This is a genomic window from Wolbachia endosymbiont (group A) of Melitta haemorrhoidalis, from assembly GCF_964273365.1.
In the GTDB taxonomy this organism is placed as follows: Bacteria; Pseudomonadota; Alphaproteobacteria; order Rickettsiales; family Anaplasmataceae; genus Wolbachia; species Wolbachia pipientis.
In genome coordinates this window covers 279,381-302,263 of record NZ_OZ187004.1, presented here as the reverse complement: position 1 = coordinate 302,263, position 22,883 = coordinate 279,381, and the positions used below count along the sequence as shown (strand labels likewise).

The 22,883-nt window shown below is 36.7% G+C and carries 23 protein-coding genes and 4 tRNA genes; 14 read left to right on the top strand and 13 right to left on the bottom strand.

The genetic code is table 11. The features are described from left to right. Positions 1–233: 233 nt before the first annotated feature. Together ACICPZ_RS01545 and ACICPZ_RS01540 are read right to left on the bottom strand one after the other, a co-directional pair. Positions 234–731, bottom strand: a complete 498-nt coding sequence (locus ACICPZ_RS01545) for a hypothetical protein (RefSeq protein ID WP_010962975.1) — start codon at positions 729–731, stop codon at positions 234–236. A 70-nt stretch (positions 732–801) separates the two neighbouring features. Then, positions 802–886: transfer RNA gene (locus ACICPZ_RS01540), tRNA-Leu, on the bottom strand. 62 nt (positions 887–948) lie between these two features. Between ACICPZ_RS01540 and tldD the strand changes: the two genes are divergently transcribed. The 3 genes from tldD to ACICPZ_RS01525 all read left to right on the top strand — a co-directional run bounded on the left by tldD (position 949) and on the right by ACICPZ_RS01525 (position 3,901). Continuing rightward, the gene (gene tldD / locus ACICPZ_RS01535) at positions 949–2,367 is read left to right on the top strand and encodes a metalloprotease TldD (RefSeq protein ID WP_010962974.1); all 1,419 of its coding nucleotides are present in this window, start codon (positions 949–951) and stop codon (positions 2,365–2,367) included. A 55-nt stretch (positions 2,368–2,422) separates the two neighbouring features. Further along, positions 2,423–2,563 (top strand): hypothetical protein, encoded by a 141-nt coding sequence (locus ACICPZ_RS01530; RefSeq protein WP_153296798.1) that lies wholly within the window; start codon positions 2,423–2,425, stop codon positions 2,561–2,563. Between the two features lie 90 nt (positions 2,564–2,653). Beyond that, the gene (locus tag ACICPZ_RS01525; protein ID WP_010081919.1) at positions 2,654–3,901 is read left to right on the top strand and encodes an IscS subfamily cysteine desulfurase; all 1,248 of its coding nucleotides are present in this window, start codon (positions 2,654–2,656) and stop codon (positions 3,899–3,901) included. A 34-nt stretch (positions 3,902–3,935) separates the two neighbouring features. Here the strand turns inward: ACICPZ_RS01525 and ACICPZ_RS01520 are convergent, their stop codons facing one another. From ACICPZ_RS01520 to ACICPZ_RS01500, 5 genes are all read right to left on the bottom strand, one after another. Next, positions 3,936–4,871, bottom strand: coding sequence for an Rpn family recombination-promoting nuclease/putative transposase (locus ACICPZ_RS01520; protein WP_213863185.1), 936 nt, complete (start codon positions 4,869–4,871; stop codon positions 3,936–3,938). 287 nt (positions 4,872–5,158) lie between these two features. After that, entirely contained in the window at positions 5,159–6,322 is a 1,164-nt protein-coding gene (dxr, locus tag ACICPZ_RS01515; RefSeq protein WP_264373724.1) for a 1-deoxy-D-xylulose-5-phosphate reductoisomerase, read from the bottom strand. Between the two features lie 82 nt (positions 6,323–6,404). Beyond that, positions 6,405–6,902, bottom strand: a complete 498-nt coding sequence (locus ACICPZ_RS01510; protein ID WP_182367341.1) for a hypothetical protein — start codon at positions 6,900–6,902, stop codon at positions 6,405–6,407. Between the two features lie 320 nt (positions 6,903–7,222). Beyond that, entirely contained in the window at positions 7,223–7,924 is a 702-nt protein-coding gene (locus ACICPZ_RS01505; RefSeq protein ID WP_006279859.1) for an ABC transporter ATP-binding protein, read from the bottom strand. After that, positions 7,917–8,699, bottom strand: coding sequence for an MlaE family ABC transporter permease (locus ACICPZ_RS01500; RefSeq protein WP_015589313.1), 783 nt, complete (start codon positions 8,697–8,699; stop codon positions 7,917–7,919). The genes ACICPZ_RS01505 and ACICPZ_RS01500 overlap by 8 nt, the downstream gene beginning before the upstream one ends. 919 nt (positions 8,700–9,618) lie before the next feature. On the opposite strand from ACICPZ_RS01500, the gene rpmF reads away from it, so the two are divergent. From rpmF to ACICPZ_RS01485, 3 genes are read left to right on the top strand one after another with little or no spacing between them, the layout of a single operon-like run. Then, complete coding sequence (gene rpmF, locus ACICPZ_RS01495; protein WP_010962967.1) at positions 9,619–9,801, top strand: 50S ribosomal protein L32; 183 nt, start codon at positions 9,619–9,621, stop codon at positions 9,799–9,801. Between the two features lie 10 nt (positions 9,802–9,811). Beyond that, on the top strand, positions 9,812–10,849 hold the full coding sequence (gene plsX / locus ACICPZ_RS01490) for a phosphate acyltransferase PlsX (RefSeq protein WP_209473375.1): 1,038 nt from the start codon (positions 9,812–9,814) through the stop codon (positions 10,847–10,849). Next, on the top strand, positions 10,842–11,852 hold the full coding sequence (locus tag ACICPZ_RS01485; RefSeq protein WP_182321005.1) for a beta-ketoacyl-ACP synthase III: 1,011 nt from the start codon (positions 10,842–10,844) through the stop codon (positions 11,850–11,852). Before plsX ends, ACICPZ_RS01485 begins: the two co-directional genes overlap by 8 nt. A 20-nt stretch (positions 11,853–11,872) precedes the next feature. Here ACICPZ_RS01485 and ACICPZ_RS01480 read toward each other — a convergent pair whose 3' ends face one another. The 4 genes from ACICPZ_RS01480 to mnmE all read right to left on the bottom strand — a co-directional run bounded on the left by ACICPZ_RS01480 (position 11,873) and on the right by mnmE (position 15,464). Beyond that, positions 11,873–11,995: a hypothetical protein gene (locus tag ACICPZ_RS01480; RefSeq protein WP_255317430.1), complete on the bottom strand. Its 123-nt coding sequence runs from the start codon at positions 11,993–11,995 to the stop codon at positions 11,873–11,875. Positions 11,996–12,608: 613 nt separating this feature from the next. Then, positions 12,609–13,625 (bottom strand): NAD(P)/FAD-dependent oxidoreductase, encoded by a 1,017-nt coding sequence (locus ACICPZ_RS01475; RefSeq protein WP_264373718.1) that lies wholly within the window; start codon positions 13,623–13,625, stop codon positions 12,609–12,611. Positions 13,626–13,802: 177 nt separating this feature from the next. Next, positions 13,803–13,890: transfer RNA gene (locus tag ACICPZ_RS01470), tRNA-Ser, on the bottom strand. Positions 13,891–13,937: 47 nt separating this feature from the next. Further along, a complete protein-coding gene (mnmE, locus tag ACICPZ_RS01465) occupies positions 13,938–15,464 on the bottom strand; it encodes a tRNA uridine-5-carboxymethylaminomethyl(34) synthesis GTPase MnmE (RefSeq protein ID WP_264373719.1) in 1,527 nt (508 codons plus the stop codon). Positions 15,465–15,595: 131 nt separating this feature from the next. Here mnmE and nuoI point away from each other — a divergent pair, with 131 nt between their 5' ends. The 5 genes from nuoI to infC are packed head-to-tail and all read left to right on the top strand — an operon-like array spanning position 15,596 to position 18,838. Beyond that, positions 15,596–16,078 (top strand): NADH-quinone oxidoreductase subunit NuoI, encoded by a 483-nt coding sequence (nuoI, locus tag ACICPZ_RS01460; protein ID WP_038199316.1) that lies wholly within the window; start codon positions 15,596–15,598, stop codon positions 16,076–16,078. Continuing rightward, positions 16,078–16,200: a hypothetical protein gene (locus ACICPZ_RS01455; protein WP_264374069.1), complete on the top strand. Its 123-nt coding sequence runs from the start codon at positions 16,078–16,080 to the stop codon at positions 16,198–16,200. The genes nuoI and ACICPZ_RS01455 overlap by 1 nt, the downstream gene beginning before the upstream one ends. Further along, positions 16,194–16,409: a hypothetical protein gene (locus ACICPZ_RS01450; protein WP_155969049.1), complete on the top strand. Its 216-nt coding sequence runs from the start codon at positions 16,194–16,196 to the stop codon at positions 16,407–16,409. The genes ACICPZ_RS01455 and ACICPZ_RS01450 overlap by 7 nt, the downstream gene beginning before the upstream one ends. Beyond that, a complete protein-coding gene (gene thrS, locus ACICPZ_RS01445; protein ID WP_264374070.1) occupies positions 16,406–18,307 on the top strand; it encodes a threonine--tRNA ligase in 1,902 nt (633 codons plus the stop codon). Before ACICPZ_RS01450 ends, thrS begins: the two co-directional genes overlap by 4 nt. A 12-nt stretch (positions 18,308–18,319) precedes the next feature. Next, positions 18,320–18,838: a translation initiation factor IF-3 gene (infC, locus tag ACICPZ_RS01440; RefSeq protein ID WP_006279610.1), complete on the top strand. Its 519-nt coding sequence runs from the start codon at positions 18,320–18,322 to the stop codon at positions 18,836–18,838. Positions 18,839–18,866: 28 nt separating this feature from the next. Here the strand turns inward: infC and nuoF are convergent, their stop codons facing one another. Continuing rightward, the gene (gene nuoF, locus ACICPZ_RS01435) at positions 18,867–20,120 is read right to left on the bottom strand and encodes an NADH-quinone oxidoreductase subunit NuoF (protein ID WP_264373721.1); all 1,254 of its coding nucleotides are present in this window, start codon (positions 20,118–20,120) and stop codon (positions 18,867–18,869) included. A gap of 19 nt (positions 20,121–20,139) precedes the next feature. Continuing rightward, positions 20,140–20,212, bottom strand: a tRNA-Lys gene (locus ACICPZ_RS01430). 320 nt (positions 20,213–20,532) lie between these two features. Here ACICPZ_RS01430 and ACICPZ_RS01425 point away from each other — a divergent pair. The 3 genes from ACICPZ_RS01425 (at position 20,533) to ACICPZ_RS01415 (ending at position 22,827) form a co-directional block, all read left to right on the top strand. After that, a tRNA-Ala gene (locus ACICPZ_RS01425) sits at positions 20,533–20,608 on the top strand. 212 nt (positions 20,609–20,820) lie between these two features. Continuing rightward, on the top strand, positions 20,821–22,335 hold the full coding sequence (locus ACICPZ_RS01420) for a magnesium transporter MgtE N-terminal domain-containing protein (RefSeq protein WP_264706275.1): 1,515 nt from the start codon (positions 20,821–20,823) through the stop codon (positions 22,333–22,335). A gap of 69 nt (positions 22,336–22,404) precedes the next feature. Then, positions 22,405–22,827: a hypothetical protein gene (locus ACICPZ_RS01415; protein WP_174515680.1), complete on the top strand. Its 423-nt coding sequence runs from the start codon at positions 22,405–22,407 to the stop codon at positions 22,825–22,827. Positions 22,828–22,883 lie beyond the last annotated feature (56 nt).

The window sequence follows — 22,883 nt, the reverse complement described above, 5'->3', positions numbered from 1 at the left end:
GTAAAATAGTACCCTTTATACACAAATTACTGAATAAAAACTTTTATTTTGATAGCTTGAGCAATTATTCAAGTAATTGATGTGGAAGTAGGAGTACTAAGCGCTCCTACCCCAATAAGCCCACAATTTCTGCTTACACTTTTTTGACGCTAATTACATCGAACTCTTTTGAATGGCTTCCTTCAGTGGAATTATATAGCTAATATTCCTGTATAAGTTAAATAAGTTAATACTTAAGCTTGTACTCTTGCAGTATTTGAAGAGAGATTCTCAAGGACGTTTTTTGTCTGTGGTTCACTAATCATAGTTTGAACGATATTAGCTGCCATAATAACACAGCCTAGAATAAAAAAAGGCGTAGAAACAAAATAAATAACAGAAGACTCAAAAAGCGACATAGATGCAATACCTCCTATTAGAAATGAAGCACTGGATGCTATATCAAGATAGATCTTTGTTAACTTTTTTTGTCCTGGAGTGTTTTTTATGCCAGATTTCTTATTAAGATTCTGTTGTCGGGAATGATCATTTAGTGACCATATATTTAAAGCAAACGAAAGTGCACTGAATATAGTGCCGGCAATACTAAAATACAGACTTAAGACAGGAATATTCAAGACCAATGCCGCTATGTATCCAATGAAAGAGATAGTAGATAGTGTAGTAACTAAGCGTTTCGAGTAAGTTCGTACCTTCTTTCTGTAGGCTAACTTATCTTTTTCACCATACATAGCATAAATATTACCTAATATGTTATATTATAACATTAATTAATTCAATAAGCAATATGGAAGCTAAGAGTGCCCGAGAGAAGACTTGAACTTCCACAACTTAAAAAGTTACTAGCACCTGAAGCTAGCGCGTCTACCAATTCCGCCACCCGGGCTTTTTATAGTTTACTATGTTAAAGTTAAATAATATACTTAAACAATTTTTAGTTCAAAGGTAATGCCAAATCTAGATCAAATATTTTTTGCTCAAAACAATGTTAATATTAATAACGTATATAAAATAGTCAATAACGCTTTGAGCAATAGCGATGGTGGTGAGCTGTTTCTAGAATTTTGCCAGTCGGAGTCCCTGGTTTTTGAGGATAACATATTAAAACACATGGACTTGAATACTAGAAGGGGATTTGGTTTAAGGTCTTTTTGTGAAGATAGTACATCTTTCGTTTGTTCTTCTGAGATCAGCGAAAAAGAAATTAGTAATGCTGCTTCTATGGTAAAAAGCTCAGTGTCTTTAAACAAGACAAATTCAATAAATTTAAACGAAGAGACAAAAAGCCTATATTCGAGGATTAACCCTATAAATGAAATGGATCTGAATTCAAAGATTAAGCTACTCAATGAGGTTAATGAGTATGTAAGGTCCAAAAATAACTGCGTGAAGCAAGTAAAAATAACTCTAAGTGGAGAATGGCAAGTTGTACAAATAATAAAGGGTGATCACAGATTAAGCGATATCAGGCCTCTGGTACGTTTTAATGTGCTAGTCATTGTAGAAAAAGATGGCCGTACCGAAAGAGGTTCTGCAGGGCATGGTGGAAGGGACTCTTATAGTAAGTTTATTTCTGAGAAAAAGTGGAAAGAAGTTGCAAACCAAGCGTTAGAACAAGCACTGGTAAATCTTGAAGCAATTCCAACTCCAGCCGGAGAAATGACAGTCGTTTTAGGTCCAGGCTGGCCAGGAATATTGTTACACGAAGCCGTGGGTCATGGACTTGAGGGCGACTTCAATCGCAAAAAAGTCTCAGCATTTTCAAATTCTGTGGGTAAACAAGTAGCAGCTAGTGACATCACAGTAGTTGATGACGGAACTCTGCCCAATTTGCGCGGCTCTATCAGCGTAGACGATGAAGGCACTCCACCCAGTTATAATATATTGATAGAGGATGGGATCCTAAAAGGATACATGCAGGATCATATGAACGCTAAACTCATGGGTGTAAGCCCAACTGGTAATGGTAGAAGAGAAAGTTATAAAGAAGTTATTATGCCGCGCATGACAAACACCTATATGTTGCCCGGAAAGTATACACCGAAGGAAATAATATCTAGCGTAAAGAAAGGTCTATATGCAGTAAATTTCGGTGGTGGGCAGGTTGATATAACGTCAGGAAAATTTGTTTTTTCATCTTCGGAAGCTTACCTAATAGAAAATGGCAAAATTACACAGCCAGTAAAAGGAGCAACACTAATTGGTGACGGTCCAACAGTGTTGAAAAAAGTATCTATGGTTGGTAATGACTTAAAGTTAGATCCTGGTGTTGGCACATGCTCGAAAGATGGACAAAATGTGCCCGTTGGAGTTGGTCAGCCGACACTCAAAGTCGACGCAATAACTGTTGGTGGAACTGAGATATAGATAAGGGCTAAAACGGATTCCAGCGCACGGCGCACAGCTGTACAAACATTATGATTTGGAAGCAATTGCCACCAATAGGGTGTCATCCCAGTGTCTGGGCACTGCCTTTGTGTTTGAGGCAAAACTGGCTATAACATTTAACACACTGCTTTCGCAAATAAATGTTCGTACAGTTATGTGTCAGCTACTTGGATGACACTTTTGTACTTGATGCAAGATTATATCTTGAAAAAATTAAGTTTTAATGCTATAAAATAATTGTAAATTTTGTCTCCGTGGTAGCTTTATGAATGTTGAAAGTAAAAAAATACACGATGCTAAAATAAAATTACCAATATTTCTTGATTATCAATCTACTACTAAAGTAGATCCCCGTGTTTTAGAGGTGATGATACCTTACTTTGGTGAGTTCAGCAATGCACACTCTCGCAGCCATTCATTTGGTTGGACTGCTGAAGAAGCAGTGGAAAAAGCAAGGAAACACATCGCTGATCTGGTGAACGCAGATAGCAAAGAAATTATCTTTACCTCAGGTGCAACTGAGTCAAATAATACGGCAATCAAGGGCGTTGCTCACTTTTATAAAAATAAAGGAAATCATATAATCACTGTCTGCACGGAGCATAAGTGTGTTCTGGATTCTTGTCGGCATCTGGAAAATGAAGGCTTTAAAGTTACATATTTGCCTGTTAAGCAAAACGGAATTATAGATTTATCAAAGCTTGAGGAAGCAATTACTGATAAAACAATTTTGATTTCAGTAATGATGGTAAATAATGAAATCGGAGTAATTCAGCCTGTAAAGGAGATTGGTAAAATATGCAGAAAGCATAATATATTTTTCCATACAGATGCAGCTCAAAGCTTTGGAAAAGTTCCAATTGATGTTAATGAGATGTGCATTGATCTTATGAGTCTCTCTAGCCACAAGATTTATGGACCTATGGGAATAGGCGCATTATATGTACGTAGAAAGAATCCTCGTGTTAGGCTGATACCACTAATTAGTGGTGGTGGACAGGAAAGAGGCATGCGTTCTGGAACAGTTCCAACACCTCTTGCAGTTGGTTTTGGTGAAGCGGCACGTATTGCTAGAGAAGAAATGAAAAAAGAAACAACTAGAGTGGAAGAATTAAGGGATATTTTGTATAACAAGATAAAAGAAGCGTTTCCTGATATCGTTTTAAATGGTGATTATGAAAATAGAATTCCTGGCAACCTAAACTTGAGCTTTCCCTATGTTGAGGGTGAGTCTCTCATCATGGCAATCAAGGATTTAGCAGTAAGTTCTGGTTCTGCGTGCACGTCTGCGTCTCTTGAGCCTTCCTATGTAGTACGGTCGCTAAATAATGGCCATGACCTTGAGCATTCATCAATTAGATTTGGCCTAGGCCGATTTACAACTAGAGAAGAAGTTTTGTATGCAGCAGATCTTGTTGCTAAAAATGTTGGCCGACTGAGAGAAATGAGCCCACTTTGGGAGATGGTACAAGAAGGAGTAGATTTGAACACCGTGAAATGGGACTCTCATTAAATGTATCCGTTCCAACTGCAAATGCACTTTGAAATTACTCTGTACCGTTCACACTTAATTCTTCAATCTCACTAATAGAAAGGCCAGTAAATTTGACAATAGTGTTGACATCAACATTGTTAGCCAGCATTGCTTTTGCGACTTCGATTTTTCCTTCGATTTTTCCTTCAATTTTCCCTTCCTCTTTACCGATTTTGATGCCTCTTTCTTCGCCAATTTGGATGCCTTTTTCAGTAGCAAGGTCAAGTCTGTATTCAAGAATGGCTTCTTCTTTCCGTAGATCCATTATTCTTTCTTCATAAGCTACTAAATCTTTTTCATTCCAGCTAAACCTGTCTAATTCATCGTAGGCTAACTTTATTATTGGTGCTTTTTCTGCTATTTTCCTTAAGTCTTCTTCCGTAGTTTCATCTGCATATTTGAAGAAAAATAACCAACGATCCACTATGCTTTCTAGCTGTTCTTCCTTATTCTTAGGAAATTTAGGTAGTTCAATAAATACAAATTGAAAATCTTTTAAGTCATGCTCATTGGTTTTCTCATCTCTTATAGTGTGGCTGGATATATAATCAAGCTTATCAGGAAATAAATTACAATTAGAGATAGCAATAAAGAAAACCTTCTTTAAATCAATGTACTTACCAGATTTATCAGCTTGCCTTGAGTAAGCCTTAGCAGCATATAGTTGAGCTCGTTTTTCGAAGCCTTTATCGCGAGTGAGCTGCATTTCAATCACATACCTAGCCCCACTAGAGTCCCTGCAAAGAACATCAACTATACTTTGCTTATCAGAGGCAATTTCAGGATCCATTATAGTACTGAGGAATTCCACTTCTTGTATAGTATTTATCTCGGTAAACCCTAAAATATCATTCAAAAAATGTATGAGAATATTCTTATTTTTTTCAGTGCCAAATATTTTTTTGAAGGTTAAATCCAGCTTAGGGTCGAGAAACTTAGATAAAGCCATAGCCAAAGTGCTTAAAAATATTAATAATTATACACTATTATTAACAATTATTCAACCATATTTTTGAAGATAGCTATGCCGCCGCGAACCGTCATACCGCCGCGGTATCTCTAGATCCCGCTAACAAGCAGCGGGATGACGAATTACTTAACCGTCATACCACCGCGAACCGTCATACCGCGATTCATTCGCGGTATCTCGGCATAGATTCCGCTAACAAGTAGCGGAATGACGATTGTGTATCGTGTTTTGCTAAAAATCACAGAATGCAGTCTGGTTACATTACTCTAGCTATACGCAACAACTTTACTTTCAACAATTTTGTGAGCAATAATACGACTTTCATAATCAATATTTATTATATCAGATAGTGAATTAATATCAGTATAACTACCAAAACTTTCCATTGTTGATTCCACTACCTCTACTATTTTTAAAAAGCCGATTCGTGACTTCAAAAATTCATTAACAGCTATTTCATTTGCAGCATTGAGCACAATACTGTTTGTTTGTGGAGCAGAAGAGTTTAACACTGCCATGCTAAGCTTTAGCGCAGGAAAACGCTTATGGTCTGGTTCTTGAAAGGTCAATTTTCCTTGCTTTGTTAAATCTAATTTACGATTTAAAGCTGATCTTTCCGGCCAAGATAGAGCATATGAAATAGGAATTGCCATGTCAGTTTCTGCAAGCACAGCAAAGTTGAACCCACCCTTATAAGTTACAATTCCATGTACTATTGACTCAGGATGCACTATTGCTTCAATTTTATCCGGGCTGATATTAAACAAGTTATGTGCTTCTATTATCTCTAGTGCCTTATTCATCATTGTTGCGCTATCAACCGAGATTTTCTTTCCCATATTCCAAGTGGGGTGACTAAGCGCCTTATCTACCATAACATTTCTTAATTGCTCAAGGCTATAATTTAAGAATGGTCCACCAGAAGCAGTAAGTATGATCTTTTCTACGCATTTGTCGTCATTTTGCAAAATTTGAAAAATTGCATTGTGCTCAGAGTCAATAGGGATTATTTGTACATTTTTTTCTTTAGCTTTTTTGAGTAATAACTTTCCACCGCAAACAATGCTTTCTTTGTTTGCCAATGCAATGACTTTGGTACCGCTTTCTATAACTTCCATAACTGGCCCAAGGCCTGCAATGCCAACTATTGCAACAACTGAGAGATCAACAGGTATGGTAGCAATATTTGTAGCACCAATTGCTATTTTTACATCTGTACCAAGTAAACTTTCTTTCAAATCTTTGTAAAGCCTTTCATCGGAGATAGCAACATATTTTGCATTTAGCAGTTTTGCTTGGTGTGCCAGTAGAGCAAAGTTCGAATGGGCACTTAGTGCTTCCACTTGGTATTCTTCTTTTCTCTTTGAGAGCAAATCTACAGTCTTTTTTCCAACACTTCCTGTTGACCCTAAAACTGAAACCTTTTTCACTAAGACAAACTCATGTTAATTATAACAACAGCAACTTTTCTTATTAGGCCTTCTCGCATACTATTCAGCAGTTTTTAAGCGTTTAACCAAGTTCATGCCCGTGGTCATCGCCAACAGATGGTGAAGGACCAGGTGAAAAAGATTGACCATGGTGATCACCTGCATCATGCATGTCTTGCAAACCATCAGCATTATGAGCCATTTCATTATTGGCATGAGGGTAATCATCTGAGTGAGGTCCCTCATCACCATGAGCCATATCCATTCCTTCTGATGGCATATCTTCCCCACCTCCACCTGAAAAATATTCTGCAAGGCCTTCAAGAAATTTTATGCCAAACATATTACCTGACTTTCCAAACAATGTTACTAGACTACTGCCACTCACCAAACCTTCAAACACGTTACTATAAGCAGCAATTGCTCCTTCATGAAAGTTGAACAACCATTTCATTCCATCGACAACTGTTGAAACAGAGTCACTATGACCAAGACCAAAACCACTTTTCTCACCAGCAGCCTCTTGGTGTTGCTGCTGCGCTTGCCATTCTGCAATGTTTGGACCTTGAGCTTCACTCATAAGTTTTTATTCTCAACCTTAAGTTATTATTTTATCACAAATATTGCAAAATATCAATAGAGCTTTTGAATATAGCTAATACAAACAATTTCTGTCATCCTATATATAGCTAAACTGACTTACGACAATTTGAAAAACGACAAATTCGTCATTCCGCTACTAGTTAGCGGAATCTATGCCGAGATACCGCGAATGAATCGCGGTATGACGTGTTAGCTATAGGATCCAGTTTGAAAAAAATCTGAATTCCAATGTTCACTACCTTTTACAAAGTTAAAACTTAAAAATATGACTGTTAGCAATAGTGTATATATCTTTAGCTATATATAATGAATGAATTTTTTTATATATTCGTTATTAGTATTTTGTATTTCCTGAACAGTTCCATGGGAAATGATCTCCCCTTCATATAATACTGCTATTTTATCAGCTATTTTAAATGCGCTATGAATATCATGTGTAATCGTGATAATTGTAGGGTTAAGATCTCTAGATAATTTTATTATTATCTCGTTTACTATATCTGACATAATTGGGTCCAATCCTGAAGTTGGTTCATCCAAAATAATGATTTCTGGATTGTGTGCAATCGCCCTTGCAAGTGCCACTCTTTTTTTCATTCCACCTGATAGCTCTATTGGAAACATATCTGCTATGCTTTCCTCCAGTCCAACATCATTTAACTTCTCGATTGCTAGCTGTTTTGCCTCTTTTTTGCTGATATTAAAGCGCTTTTTATAATTAAAAGATATATTTTCCCACACTGTAACGTAGTCAAATAAAGCGGAATTTTGAAATAAAACCCCAAATTTATTTTTGCTTTTACTATTTATTTTAACAGACCCTGAGTCTGGAGCAAGCAAGCCGATAATTGTTTTTGTTAATACAGATTTGCCGCTTCCTGAGCCACCAAGTATGACTAATGATTCCCCTTTTAATATATCAAAATTTAGATCCTTTAGTACTGTCCTATCATCAAAAGATAAGCTTAAGTTCAATATTGATATTATGGGGTTACGCATGTATCAAAGTAATCATGTAGTTTGCTAAAATGATCAGTATGGACGATAAAACAACAGTTGATGTTGTAGCAACACCTACTCCTCGTGCACCTTCTTTGCAATGGTAACCGTAATAGCAGCTTGAGACAGAAATTATGGCGCCAAATACAGTTGCTTTTATTAGCCCAGTTATAAAATCATACGTATTAAAGAACTGAGCTGTGTGTTTAATGTATATATTTAAATTGTGGTTAAATTCGAAGACTGCAGTGATACATCCTCCAAATATTCCTATTAAATCTGCACATACTGTAAGTATGGGAAATACTATGATTGACGCTAAAATCCTTGGTGCAATTAAATATTTAAAAGGGTTGATGTTCAAGGTTGTAAGTGCATCTATTTGCTCGGTGATGCGCATTGTACCAATTTCTGCTGCAACTGATGATCCAACCTTTCCTACCATTATTAAGCTGATCAAAACTGGTCCTAACTCTTTAATGATAGTGATCGTAACAAGTTTGGGTATTATCTGTTCTTGGTTAATTAATGGGTCACTCAAGCTACTTTGTAAAACTATTGCCGCTCCTATAAAAACTCCAGTGAGCCCAACAATTGGCAGAGAGAAAAAGCCTATCTCTATAATTTGTCTTGCTATGTTGCTAAAATAATATGGTGGCACAAGGCAGTGGTATAGAGATTGAATAAAAAATATGAATGCACTACCAAGCCTTAACAAAAAATTGATAAAGTACCTACCAATTATTCTAACACTATTTATATCAAAAAAGCTCACTTTGTATTCATTTTAGCTAGAGGTTAGTCTTACTGATTTTATTAAAATTTTTATTAACTTTATCGCAAAGTATAGCTGAGATATGTTTTAAGTTCAACATACTTGATGTTTTAATTTAAAGCTCATATAGCTAACCCAAGAAAGGTTTTCCTACGTCATACCGCCACGGTATCCACAACTGTACGAACGTTGTAGTTTGGGAGCAATTCCCACCAGTGGGCCAGTGCCCAGACACTGGGATGGCTTTGTTGCATCGCTAGCTATGATGGATTAAAGATAAAAAAGGTGGAGAATATCAGTAGCTTATTATTCTGGTATTTATAACAAGAACGGTCAGTGAATACCTAAATTTGAGTAAAAGAAATTTCACTACCACTCACTAATCCGGCTAAAATTCAAGAATTTCAATGCTTTAGCTATTTTCAATAGAATTAAATTTATTAATATAAATAACAAGTTACTATTCTTAAATTTGATCAGATTGATTGCAAAAAAAACAAGATTTTCAATAAGTTGCTTATAATCCTAATTATAGTTAGCCTCTCATAAGTAGCGATGCAACAAAGCCCACTGGGATCCAGCTTCTATGCAACTTAATTAAAAACGTTTGTTTTAGCGTAAGACAACTACCTTTAGCTCATCAGCTCAGTTATAAGCAAAATTTCTGGATTCCAGACTGGAATGACATCATCTGTTGTGCAATTTACCTTCAAAAATGAATGTTCGTACAGCTATGGATTCATTCGCGGTATAGATTCCGCTAACGAGTAGCGGAATGACGGTTTTTCAAATTGTAGAGCCACTTTAGCTATAGAACTCAATTACATAAGCAAACCTTACTTATTTTACTATCCCTGTTTACTTCCTGTAAAAAACATGTTACTAATGTATTGTATTTTGTAGTAGAATGGAGGAAATTTTGGCAGTTCCAAAAAGAAAAAAGTCAAAGTCAAGGCGTAATATGCATCGTTCTCATCATGCTATTGAGCCTAAGAATGTTGTGGTATGTTCAACAACTGGGGAATTCATGTTGCCTCATAACGTAGCAGTTGATGGCAGTTACAAAGGAAAACGGGTTTTCATCAAGCAACAGGCAGAGTGACTATTATGATATGTTACCTACGGTCAATAATAATATAGTTATTGCACTTGACGCTATGGGGGGCGATTTTGCGCCTCTTTCCGTAATTCAGGGTGCTGGTTTTTTTTTAGACAACCTTGTTGACCCAGGCATTAAAGTTTTTTTTCATATTTATGGAGATAAGGAAGAAGTATCTCCTTTGCTTTTGAAATATAAAAAAGTAAGTAACAATTCTGAATTTACTCATTGTTCTGACAATGTCCTTGCAAATGATAAGCCATCTTTTGCACTGAGGCATCGTAAAGACTCAAGTATGAAAGCTGCCATTGAGGCAGTAAAAAAAGGTAAAGCTTTCGGAGTGGTGTCTTCAGGCAACACCGGAGCATTGATGGCAATTTCCAGATTTATTTTAGGAACATTACCAAACATTTATCGTCCTGCTATTGCCTCTATCTGTCCAACTAAGACAAAAAGCTTCGCTTTGCTTGACCTTGGTGCAAATGTTGATTGTAATGCCGACTCATTATTTCAATTTGCGTTAATGGGTAGTATATTTGCAAAAATAGCATTAAAAATTGACAATCCTGAAGTTGCTTTGCTAAATATCGGCACAGAAGAAGTTAAAGGTAATGACTCAGTGCGCGGCGCTTTTGAGTTGCTTAAAAACGCTCCAGGCATTAATTTCAAAGGGTATATAGAGGCAAGTGAATTTTTAGAGGGTAATATAGATGTGATTGTTGCTGATGGTTTTGTTGGCAATGTAATGCTCAAAACGGCTGAGGCAACCGCTAGTACCTTTATCAATCTAATAAAGCAGGAAGTATTCAATTCGTGGATAGCGAAAATGCTTGTTGGTATATTGTTAAAATCCAAACTAAATAAAGCTTTAACGCGTTTTAATCCCAAAATTAGAAGTGGAGCTATGTTTTTAGGGCTGAATGGTATCATCATTAAAAGTCATGGAAATTCTGATGCTATTTCTTTTGCCCATGCCATAAAATTTGCAGTAAATGCAATTAGTGAAAATTTAAATCAAAAGATAATTAACGGGGTAAGTCATATTGAATAAAAGTTTCATATTAAGCACTGGATCTTACCTACCAAGAAAAATGTTGAGTAACAACGAAATTGCATCGATAGTTGAGACGAGCGATGAATGGATAAGGCAGAGAACAGGAATAGTTCAAAGGCATATAGCAGATGAAGGAGAACTAACGTCAGATCTAGCTGTGAATGCAGCAAAAAGTGCTATAGAAAAAGCTAAAATTTCAGTAGATGAAATTGACTTGATTATAGTTGCTACAACAACTCCTGATAAAACTTTTCCTAGCTGTGCAACGATTGTACAAAGTAAGTTAAAATGTAAAAACGCATTTGCTTTTGATGTACAAGCAGCATGCTCTGGTTTTATATATGCAGTTACAGTTGCTGATTCGCTCATAAAATCTAACAATAGAATTAAATATGCATTGGTTATAGGTGCTGAAATAATGTCTAGGATTGTTGATTGGGAAAATAGGTCAACTTGTGTACTCTTTGGTGATGGTGCTGGTGCAGTAATAATGAAATCAGCATGTCATTTTAACGTCATTCCAACAAATGATGCTGATACTTGGGTGGCAGAGAAGGGGGTTACAAAAGGTATAATTTCAACTAGCCTATATTCTGATGGCAATGTGGACATACTATGTACGAACGGAGGGATATCCTCAACTGGTGATTCTGGAAAAATATGCATGAATGGAAGAGAAGTGTTTAAACATGCAGTGGATAAGTTAACAGCCTCAGTAGAGGAAACTCTGAAATGCAATAATTTGAAAATCACTGATATTGACTGGTTAATTCCCCATCAAGCAAACATTCGTATTATTGAAGCAGTAGTAAAGAAATTAGATTTTCCTATAGAGAAAGTGATTAATACCGTTGATAAGCATGCAAACACCTCAGCGGCATCAATTCCACTGGCCTTAGACTATGCAATACAAGAATCAAAAATAAAATCAGGAAATCTGGTACTGCTGATTTCAATAGGTGCAGGCCTGACCTGGGGTTCTGTGTTGCTGCACTATTAGACTTCCTGCATTACCTCCTGTCATCCAAGTACCCTCTTTGTCATTCCAGTGCCTCTTTCTCCTGTCATCCCAGTGCCCCCTTTTGTCATCCCAGTAGCCCCTTCGGTGTCATTCCAGTCTGGAATCCAGTTCTTATTGTACATTCACCTGGTGTAAAGTTAAGTTTCCTGGATCCCAGTGTCAGCTACTCGGATGACAAAAAAAGGAGCACTGGGATGACAGCAGTCCTACGTCATACCGCGATTCATTCGCGGTATCTCTAGATCCCGCTAACAAGCAGCGGGATGACGGTTGTCGTTTAGCCACAAATATTTAAGAAATTTACCAAATGAAAAAAAAGGCAAAAGAAGCCCTGGGGTTATTATCCGCTTTAAAATATTGGCGTTTTTTATGTTTTAAACGCTTGACAAGCGAGATTAAGCTGCTTTTAATTGCAACTAACTTACGCTGCAAACGTTTAAGAAATTTACTAAGCAGAAAAAAAGACAAAGAATCCCCGAGTTAGCTAGTCTTTTACTATCTCTGTCGAGTATTGGCATTTTTTGATGTCTTGTAACGCTTTGTAAGCGCGTTCAGCTTATTTAGATAAAAATCTAGATGTAGATGAAGTTTTGTAAAGACATACAGTATCTATATACTGCAAAAAATTGAACATAAGACGCCGATACATTAAGTAATCCTTACCTTTTAATCTGCAGATTGGCGAAAGCAAATACAATAGCTTCAGTTTCATGATAAGGGAGCTGGCGAGATTTGTCAAGGAAGTTTTTCTTTCCCGTGAATTCCCTTTGAGGTTGAATATTGAAAATTAACCGGAGAGTTGTGGATTACTTTGTATATGTCATAACAAGCCATGGCGCTCTCAGCAAAACCATTTAGTATTAATTTTAGTTTGCCTGAATAAGTAGCTATATCTCCGATTGCATATATCCTATCTCTACTGGTTTTAAGTGTAGCTGGGTCAACAACTATGCGGCTATGTTCTAACTGTATACCCCAATTGTTTATTGGACCAAGATTCATTGACAATCCAAAAAATGGCAGCAAAAAATCAGCGGATATTTCTTTTTCTTCCTTAGAGGCAATGTTTTTTACTATCACTGCGCTCAACTGCCCATTACTTCCTGCTAGTTCGTGTAATTGATATGGCACTACCAGTTCTATTTTTCCATCAATTTCAAGTGATTCTAATTTATTTCTAGTTTCAGGAGTGCAGCGAAATTCCTTTCTCCTATGTATCACATAAATTTTCTTCGCAACTTTAGAAAGTTCTACAGTCCAATCAGCCGCAGAATCACCCCCACCTGCAATGACTATAGTTTTATCCTGAAAATCAGAAATTTTATTTACACTGTAAAATACAGATTTATTTTCATATTCTAATATACCACTTAAGGGTGGACGGTTAGGTTCAAACATTCCATTACCTGCAGCAACAATAACAGCCTTACATTTTACCTCTGTACCTATGCTCGTTATGATAGTAAAGTTTTCACCTTCGTTATTTGAAATCTTTTCTACTTTTTGACTTAAATGGTAAATAGGCTTAAATGGCGAAGCTTGCTCCATTAGCTGCTCAATTAATTTTTGGGCAGTAATTACAGGATAACCAGGTATATCGTATATTGGCTTTTCTGGGTAAAGAGCTGTGCATTGTCCTCCTGCTTGATCCAAAACATCTATTATATGACATCTCATATCAAGCATTCCCGCTTGAAAAGCAGTGAATATTCCAACAGGTCCTGCACCTATTATTACTATATCGGTTTTCATATTCAGATGGTGATCTATTTATAGATATTAGCTTTCTTTGCTAACAAGGTCAATTTACAAAGGGATGTATTTTTAAAAGATGTGGCTAGATTAGACAAGATTTCCAGCGTTACGAACCACATAGTCCAAATAAGCTCTAAAAATCAGCTAACATAGTGGGATGCTAAAAGTAGCGTGCGGACGGAATGGGATTCGAACCCATGGTACGCTCATCACGTACGTCAGTTTTCAAGACTGGTGCCTTAAACCGCTCGGCCATCCGTCCATTTCTTTTCTATCACAACATTTGATTTTAAGCAATCTATAAAAGCTTTACTTGCCCACGCAAAAGTTGCTAAACACACTACTCAATATTTCCTCAACATCAATAATTCCAATCACCGCACCAAGTTCAAATGCAGCAAGCCTCAAATCTTCAGATATCAACTCAATTGGATTATCGATATTAAAACGTTGTAAATGTTCCAGTGCTTTCTTCATGTGATTCCTATGTCTTTGCCGAGTAATCACAGGAGTGTCTCTATCATGCCCAAATTTTTCCTCTGCCTTCTCTTTTATGAGAGAGATCAATTTGTTTGTACCTATTTCCTTTAGAATAGAAATGGGTAAAAGATCTATGCCATTAATTTTTATATTGTGATTATTGATAACATCGTCAGCTTTGCTCAATACATAAATGGTGTCATTTTGGTCTGATGTCATGCAAGTAGCTGACACTGGAATCCAGCTATGAACATTGTTTTCAGCACATGTTTCTAGAATCCATTGTCTATTGCATAATTTGCAAGTATTTTTATATCTGGATCCCAGTGTCACGCACTGGGATGACACCGTTTGTTGATTACAATATTTGCATAGTTGTGTGTCAACGACAGATGGTATATTGCCTGCGGCTTGATAATTGACATCGTGTCGTTGTTCAAAAGGAAATAGCTCTATTCTTAAATCAGCTTCAAAAGACCTCTTTTTCGCTCGACTTATACCTTCTAATTCTATTGGATCTGAACTTTCACGAATTCCAGCAGTATCAGAGAGAATGATTGGGTATCCGCCAATGTCAATATGAGCTTCAAGTATATCTCTTGTTGTGCCTGCATATTCAGAAACAATAGCAATATCACGCTTGGCTAAGAAATTAAACAGAGTTGATTTACCGACATTTGGTTCACCAGTTATTACAATATGTAAACCCTCACGCAACCTTTCGCCCCGTCTATTATCATTTAAATGCTCTTGTATCAACTGCACGAGAGATTGCACTTCATTATTAATTTTTTCCAATTCACTTTTTTCTGCCCAAATGTCCTCTGGAAAGTCTATATATGCTTCGATTTTGGATTGTATCGTTATTAATCTTTGCCTCCAATTGCTGTATAGTCTCTCCAATTCTCCTGATATCTGCTTAATCGCTTGTTTAGCTTGCATTTTCGTCTCAGCATCAATTAAGTCTGCAATCCCTTCTATTTGCGTTAAGTCAAATTTACCATTTAGAAAAGCCCTAAGTGAGAATTCTCCAGGCTTGGCCATAACGAAAACTTTTGATAATTCCTCCAAGATGATTTTTATAACTGCCTTGCTTCCATGCACTTGTAACTCTATAACGTCCTCGCCAGTGAAACTGTTTGGAGCAGGGAAATAGATGATTATTCCATTATCTATCAATTGACTGGAATCATCATATAGATCAACTAAAGTAGCAAATCTTGGTTTAATTTCTTTCTTAATATGAAAATGATTTAAAGCTTTAAGCGCGTAGTTGCCTGAAATTCTGATTACTGCAACTCCTGACTTACCAAATACGGTCGATAAAGCGAAAATAGTTTCATTTGTGTTTGTCATTATTTATATAAACTACTTAGCAATATTACACTTAAGAAACCAAAATACCTAAAAAGTCACCCAGGTGAAAATATTTATTTTGAAAACTGATAATATGATTTATAATGACTGACACAAGTTTTAAATATTTTATGCTCAAGAAATTAGCTTGGTACTGGTCTTTTGTAGAGTTAATTAAAGGGTTTGTTATTACATTAAAATATATGTTTAAGCCAAAGGTTACTTTGAGGTATCCTATGGAGAAGGGCCCTTTAAGTCCAAGGTTTCGTGGTGAGCATGCGTTGCGTAGGTATCCAAACGGTGAAGAACGATGCATAGCTTGTAAATTATGTGAAGTTATCTGCCCTGCTCAAGCAATAGTTATTGAAGCAGAGGAAAGAGAAGACGGTAGTCGCCGCACCACGCGCTATGATATTGATATGACAAAATGCATATACTGCGGACTTTGCCAAGAGGCATGTCCAGTTGATGCAATTGTTGAAGGTCCTAACTTTGAATTTGCTACTGAAACAAGAGAGGAGCTAATGTACAATAAAGAAAAGTTATTGCGTAATGGTGAAGTTTGGGAAGACGCAATTGCACTCAGGTTAAAAAAGAATAGGCCTTATTATTAATGTTCAGAGCTTATAACCCTGTTATCCATTATGATTTAGGGGCAGTGCCCACTAGGGGTGGTGTCATCCCAGTAGCTGATACACAACTGTACAAACATTTGTTTGCGAGGGCAGTATGTTAAATGTTATAGCCTGTTTTGCCTCAAACACAAAGGTGTCATCCCAGTGCTTGACACTGGGGTCCAGGTATAAAAATATTTGCAAATTGTGCAATGGACAACAGATTTTAGGAGCATACGTTAAACTAATTTCCATTATAAAAATAAGATGGATCCCAGTGTCACGCACTGGGATGACAAAGAGAGGGTTAGACAAAAGGGTCGATAAATGATTAGGATTACTTTTTCAGCCGAACAAAAAGTAAAAGAATACAGTGGTAAAGTTACTGGCTTTGATATATTACAACCGGATGTTTTGAAAGAAGCAATTGCCTTTAAGGTAAATGGTGAGTTGCATGATCTCTCACGTGAAATTGAAGCTGATGCAGAGATAGAGGTGATACAACTGAGTGACGAAGCGGGTTTAGATATAATAAGGCATGATGCTGCTCACATAATGGCACAGGCAGTGAAAGAGCTATTTCCTAATACTCAGATTACTATCGGCCCAACAATTCAGGACGGTTTTTACTATGATTTTGCTACAGGTCGTACCTTCACTACGGACGATCTTACCGCAATAGAAAAGAAAATGAAAGAGATTGTAAAAAGTAACCACAGATTTGTTCGAGAAGTTTGGACTCGCAAGCAGTCAGTTGATTTCTTTAGTGGTATAGGCGAAAAATATAAGGTTGATATTATCTCATCCATACCAGAGGGTGAAAACCTAACTGTTTATAGGCAAGGTGATTTTGTTGACCTATGCCGTGGTCCGCACTCACCATCAACCGGTAGAGTTAAAGCGTTTAAACTTATGAAAGTAGCGGGTGCATACTGGCGAGGTGATGCAAAGGGCCCAATGTTGCAGCGAATATATGGCACAGCATGGAGAAATAAGGATGAATTAAACGCTTATCTTGAGTGTCTCAAAGAAGCAGAGAAACGTGATCACCGCAAAATTGCCAAGGATATGGATTTATTTCACATCCAAGAGGAAGCTGTTGGGCAGGTTTTTTGGCATGAACAAGGATATATTCTATATAATGTTCTTGAGTCTTACATCAGAAAGAAGCTAATAAATAATGGCTATTTTGAGGTAAAAACTCCTATTTTAGTAAGTAAAGAGCTGTGGGAAAGATCTGGACATTGGGATAAGTTTCGTGAAAATATGTTTATTGTTGACGAATCTGAGAATAAAAAGTTAGCAATAAAACCCATGAATTGTCCTTGTCATGTGCAGATTTTTAATTCTCACACCAGGAGCTACCGTGATTTACCAATACGTATGGCAGAGTTTGGCACATGCCATAGAAATGAAAGCTCAGGCTCATTGCACGGACTGATGCGAGTGCGTGGTTTTACGCAAGACGATGCACACATTTTTTGTATGGAAGAACAAGTGAATTCTGAGACTATAAAGTTTTGTGACCTTTTAAAAGAAGTATATTCAGAGCTTGGATTTAATGAAATTTCTGTGAAATTTTCAGACCGTCCAGATATTAGAGCAGGTAATGATGAAGTGTGGGATAGAGCTGAAAAAGCGCTGCTTGAAGCCGTTAAAGAAGCGGGCTTGAGTTATAAACTTAACCCTGGTGAAGGTGCATTTTATGGTCCAAAGTTAGAGTTCGTTTTGAAAGACGCAATAGGCAGAAATTGGCAATGTGGAACATTACAAGTTGATTTCATTTTACCAGAACGTCTGGGAGCTTTTTATATAGGGGCAGATGGGCACAAGCATCACCCTGTCATGTTACATAGGGCAATTCTTGGGACTTTTGAGCGTTTTATCGGAATTTTGATAGAAAATTATGCAGGAAAATTTCCAGTTTGGCTTGCTCCAACGCAACTTGCTATTCTGACCATTACAAATGAAGCTGACGGTTACGCCACAGAAATTAGCAATATTTTAAAAGAACAAGGTGTGAGAGTCAAGACTGATTTGACCAATGAAAAAATTAGTTATAAGATACGTTTGCATAGTTCAAACAAGGTTCCTATATTGTGGATTGTAGGCAAAAATGAAGTTACAAGTAAAACTGTGTCAGTAAGAAATTTAGGATCGGAAAGACAGGAGTCTTTTTCTTTGGAAAAGGCTAATGAATCGCTGTTAAAAAGTATTAATTTGAATTAAGGGAGTTAAAGTTTGCAAGTTAAAAAGAACAATAAAAACAGAATTAATGGATTTATCACAGCTAAGGAGGTACGCTTAGTTGATCATAGTGGTGAAATGGTCGGAATCGTGCCAATAGAACGAGCTTTGGAATTTGCACAGGGTGTTGGTTTAGACTTGGTGGAAATTGCACCTGATTCAACCCCTCCAGTATGTAAAATTCTGGATTATAGCAAGCAAAAGTATGATATAAAAAAGAAAGCAAGTGAAGCAAAAAAGAAACAAAAAACATTAACTATAAAAGAAATTAAACTGGGTCCCAATATTGGTGATCACGATTACGGAACAAAATTGCGTCAAGCAAGAGACTTACTTGCCCACGGACATAAAATTAAAGTCACAATGAGATTTAGAGGGAGAGAGCTTATAAACACTGAAGTTGGACTGGAAAAATTAGAACGGCTAATTCGAGACACTGAAGATATCGCAAAGGTAGAATTGGCACCTAAAAGAGAAGGGAATCAATATTTTTTAGCTCTGGTTGCTAAGTAGCAAAACGGCTTAAGAAGTATAAGTAAAGTTAAATTATCGCTCTCTCTTTGATAACATGGCGAAAATGTCTTATTAATCCTTGAATCGGCCAAGCTGCAGCATCGCCAAGTGCGCAAATTGTATGTCCTTCTATTTGAGTTGTAAGGTCAAGCAGCTTATCTATTTCATCAGGCTTAATATCTCCTGCCACCATCCTCTTCATAATCCTCCACATCCATCCAGTACCTTCACGGCATGGTGTGCATTGTCCACAGGACTCATGCATATAAAAGTGTGATAACCTCTCTATTGCAGCTATTATATCAGTTGATTTATTCATCACTATTACAGCAGCAGTACCAAGCCCTGATTGTGCAGTTCTTAATGAATCAAAATCCATTTCAATAGTATCGCATATAGATTTTGGAATTAATGGCACTGAAGACCCACCAGGTATTACAGCAAGTAAATTATCCCAACCCCCTCGCACTCCACCTGCGTATTTTTCAATCAATTCACGTAATGGAATTCCGAGCTCTTCTTCAACATTACACGGGTTGTTTACGTGCCCTGAAATACAAAAGACCTTGGTACCAGTATTATTTGGTTTACCAAGAGATGCAAACCATTCTCCTCCGCGATTCAGAATATCTGGAACCATGGCTATAGTTTCAACGTTGTTTATTGTGGTTGGGCAGCCAAAAAGTCCAACACCTGCGGGAAATGGAGGCTTCATGCGAGGAAAGCCCTTTTTTCCTTCAATTGATTCGAGTTGAGCTGTTTCTTCCCCACATATGTAAGCTCCTGCGCCCCTATGGATAAACACATCAAGATCATAACCTGATTTGCAGGCATTTTTTCCAATTAAGTTTTCTTTATAGGCTTCCTCAAGTGCTTTTTTCAGAACTAAATATTCATTATAAAATTCACCCCTGATATAAATATACGCAACTGATGCGCTGATCGCTCTGCTGGCCAGGAGAATTCCCTCAAGTAACTTATGTGGCTCATATCGCAATATATCTCTATCTTTACATGTACCAGGTTCTGACTCATCTGCATTGACTACTAAATATGCTTTTGGGAGATTTTTGGGCATAAAGCTCCACTTAAGGCCGGTGGAAAATCCTGCACCCCCTCGACCTCTCAAGCCAGATTTCTTTACTTCATCAATGATTTTTTCTGATCCTAAATCCAGTAATTCCTTTGTTTTTTGCCAACCACCACGTTTTTTTGCACCCTCAAGTAGTGGAGTTTCTTTACCATTTAGGTTGGTGAATATTTTGTCTTGTTCTTTTAGCATGTTTTTCAAAATTTGTGAGTGATCCCGACGCGATTCGAACGCGTGACCCACTGATTAAAAGTCAGTTGCTCTACCGGCTGAGCTACGGGATCATTTCATTTTTCAGCTATACTAAACATCAATACAGTTTTTATCCGTTTTAATCAAACTAAAATTTTCATGTGTGGTTAAATAAATTATATAATATACTGCGTTAGTGATAATTTAGTTAAAAAATTTTTAAAGGAAAACTTCTTGTTAATTTTCAGTTCACAGATTTATTTGGATGGTGTGACGTATAACGCTAAGGAGACAAAAAAATAGAGAAGTGTGTACACCCTGCAGAATTTGTACACTATTTAGCAATAGCCTAATAGATAAATATTTCTTGCATTTCAGCCTGAGTGATTTATGCTTTAAGCAAGAATTACCTGGGGGTATAGCTCAGCTGGTAGAGCATCTGTTTTGCACGCAGAAGGTCAGCGGTTCGATCCCGCTTGCCTCCACCAGTCTATACAGCTCTAGCCGCCACAAAACCTGTCAAAGCAGCTTATTTTAATCTATGAGGATTTTATACTATTTCCCTGAAAATCTCTATTTCTTTTCGTAACTTTTCTCTACACAAGTAATGTTGGTTATTACAATTGTAATATATACTAACTTAACAATAAATTAATCAATAAATGTTAGAATACTAACAATTAATTTATTGGTAACGCCTATGAGTGGAAAAAAGCATGTTTTTAAGATGATACCTGGAAAAGAGGTGTTTAGAAAAACCCCGACTACAAGGATAAAGTGGCCTGAAGGTAATGATCCTACAATGCCTATTAAAAAAGTTGAGCTTGTATCGCTGGATGATAAAAACGATGTAGTACTAGGCTTATTGCCTATAAAACTTTGCAGCAGTTCTTGCCTAGACAGTTACATATGTCTGGAGGAAGAAAATGAAGGAAATCTGGTAGCCAAAGATTATAAAAGTGATTCTAACTTAGATTATGTAAAAAGTAACCATACATTTGTATATTACGGTAATGAGTTGGCTAAGTTATCATATACAAGAGAACTTGTGCAGCCTTTCAAAACTATGTGTAGCAGTTCTATTAAATCAAAAAAATTGGAATACAAATATGTAACATGGGAAGATTCAGATACTGGCAACAATAAATATTATTTTTCAGACGAGGCAGGAAATATAATCGATTCACCTGACAATGAGGTATTACAAGACATTATGTTATACTACGGTGAGAGACATATAAGAGATGTGCTACTGTTGCTATCAAGCACGTTTACCAAAGTTTTTATTCAGGGCCTAACAGACGACCAACTAAAAACTCTTACCAATACTCTTAGTAACGAGCAACTGCAAAAAATAATTCCTGAACTGAGCTCAAGCCAACTACAGACCTTAGCAAAGAACTTAACAGATAACCAACTCCAAGCTTTAGTAGATCATCTAACCAACCACCAATTACAAACTCTTGCTCAGGAACTAAATCCAGAAAAATTACAAATAATTGTTCCTATTTTAAATGATGCTCAGCTTGAAGCTCTAGTTAGAGACTTAAATCCAGAGCAAGTAAAAGAAATTTTACCTCACTTAAAAGTGGATCAGTTCAAAGCACTTATTAAAACTTTAAATGACGAGCAATTTACAGTGCTTGCAAAAGACTTGGCTGAGCACCACTTGACAATACTTTCTAAAGAATTAGAAGGTGAGCAGTTGAAAGCTTTAGTAAATAGTCTGCAAGAAGAACAACTGAAAGACTTAGTTAATAAGCTTGATCCTGAGAAACTCGAAGCAATTGCTCAGGATTTAACTGATTCTAATAAGATTCAGATTATCATTAAGTCTTTAGTTGACAACCCAGACAAACTTCAAGCTTTTGCTCGCAATATGTCTAATGAGCAGTTTAAAGAACTTTTGGATAACGTAGGTGCAGAAGAGCTTAAAGACATCATTCACAAACTGCCTTATGAGAAAGTGACAGCTGTGATTGGTGATCTCGGCAGTAAGGATCAGTCTAAAGCTATTATTGATGCATTAAAAGGGGAACTTGAAAAGCAGAGTAAACAGAACGAGAAAATGATTGAGATACTCGACAAGCTTAAAGGAACAGGTGATGAGGACATAAATATAGATGAAGAGGGATGGCAAGCCCCATATTTTCAAGGTATTGATACTGAATTGACGATGATGGGAGAGTATATTCAGAGTGAGTATGGAATTTAGGAAATTTTGGAAGATTACCTATATGTAGTTTAGCTAACTTTGAAATTTTAATTTTTTATAGGAGTTAATATGAGTGATTACAGTGAACAGAAGAATGTAAGCAATTTCAAAATAATGGACAAAATAGAAGTTAAACATAGACCTTCATCTTTTGAGAAACAGAAAGAAAATAATGCACAAGTTAGTTATGTTCACAAGATTTTCGATAAATTAGTCAAAGACCTAAATGATGGGTTTGTTCCTAATTTGGACGATGTGCTGCACTCTAATAAAGAGTCTCTTGGCGCATTAAACGTTAATCTAGAAACAGAGAAAGGTAAACTTGGCAACCTAATTGAAGAGGTTGGTAACAATAATAAAGATTTAATAAAAAAGCTTAATGATTTGCAAGAAGAGATAAAACAACTAAAATCAGAAAAATCTGGTGGTGAGGACATAGACATAGATCAAGATGAATGGACAGCACCAACCCATCCTGATATATTGTGGTAGTTAAGAAAGTAACAGCTTGCTAGCAGGCTGTTACTCTCTCTACATACTATTTCAAT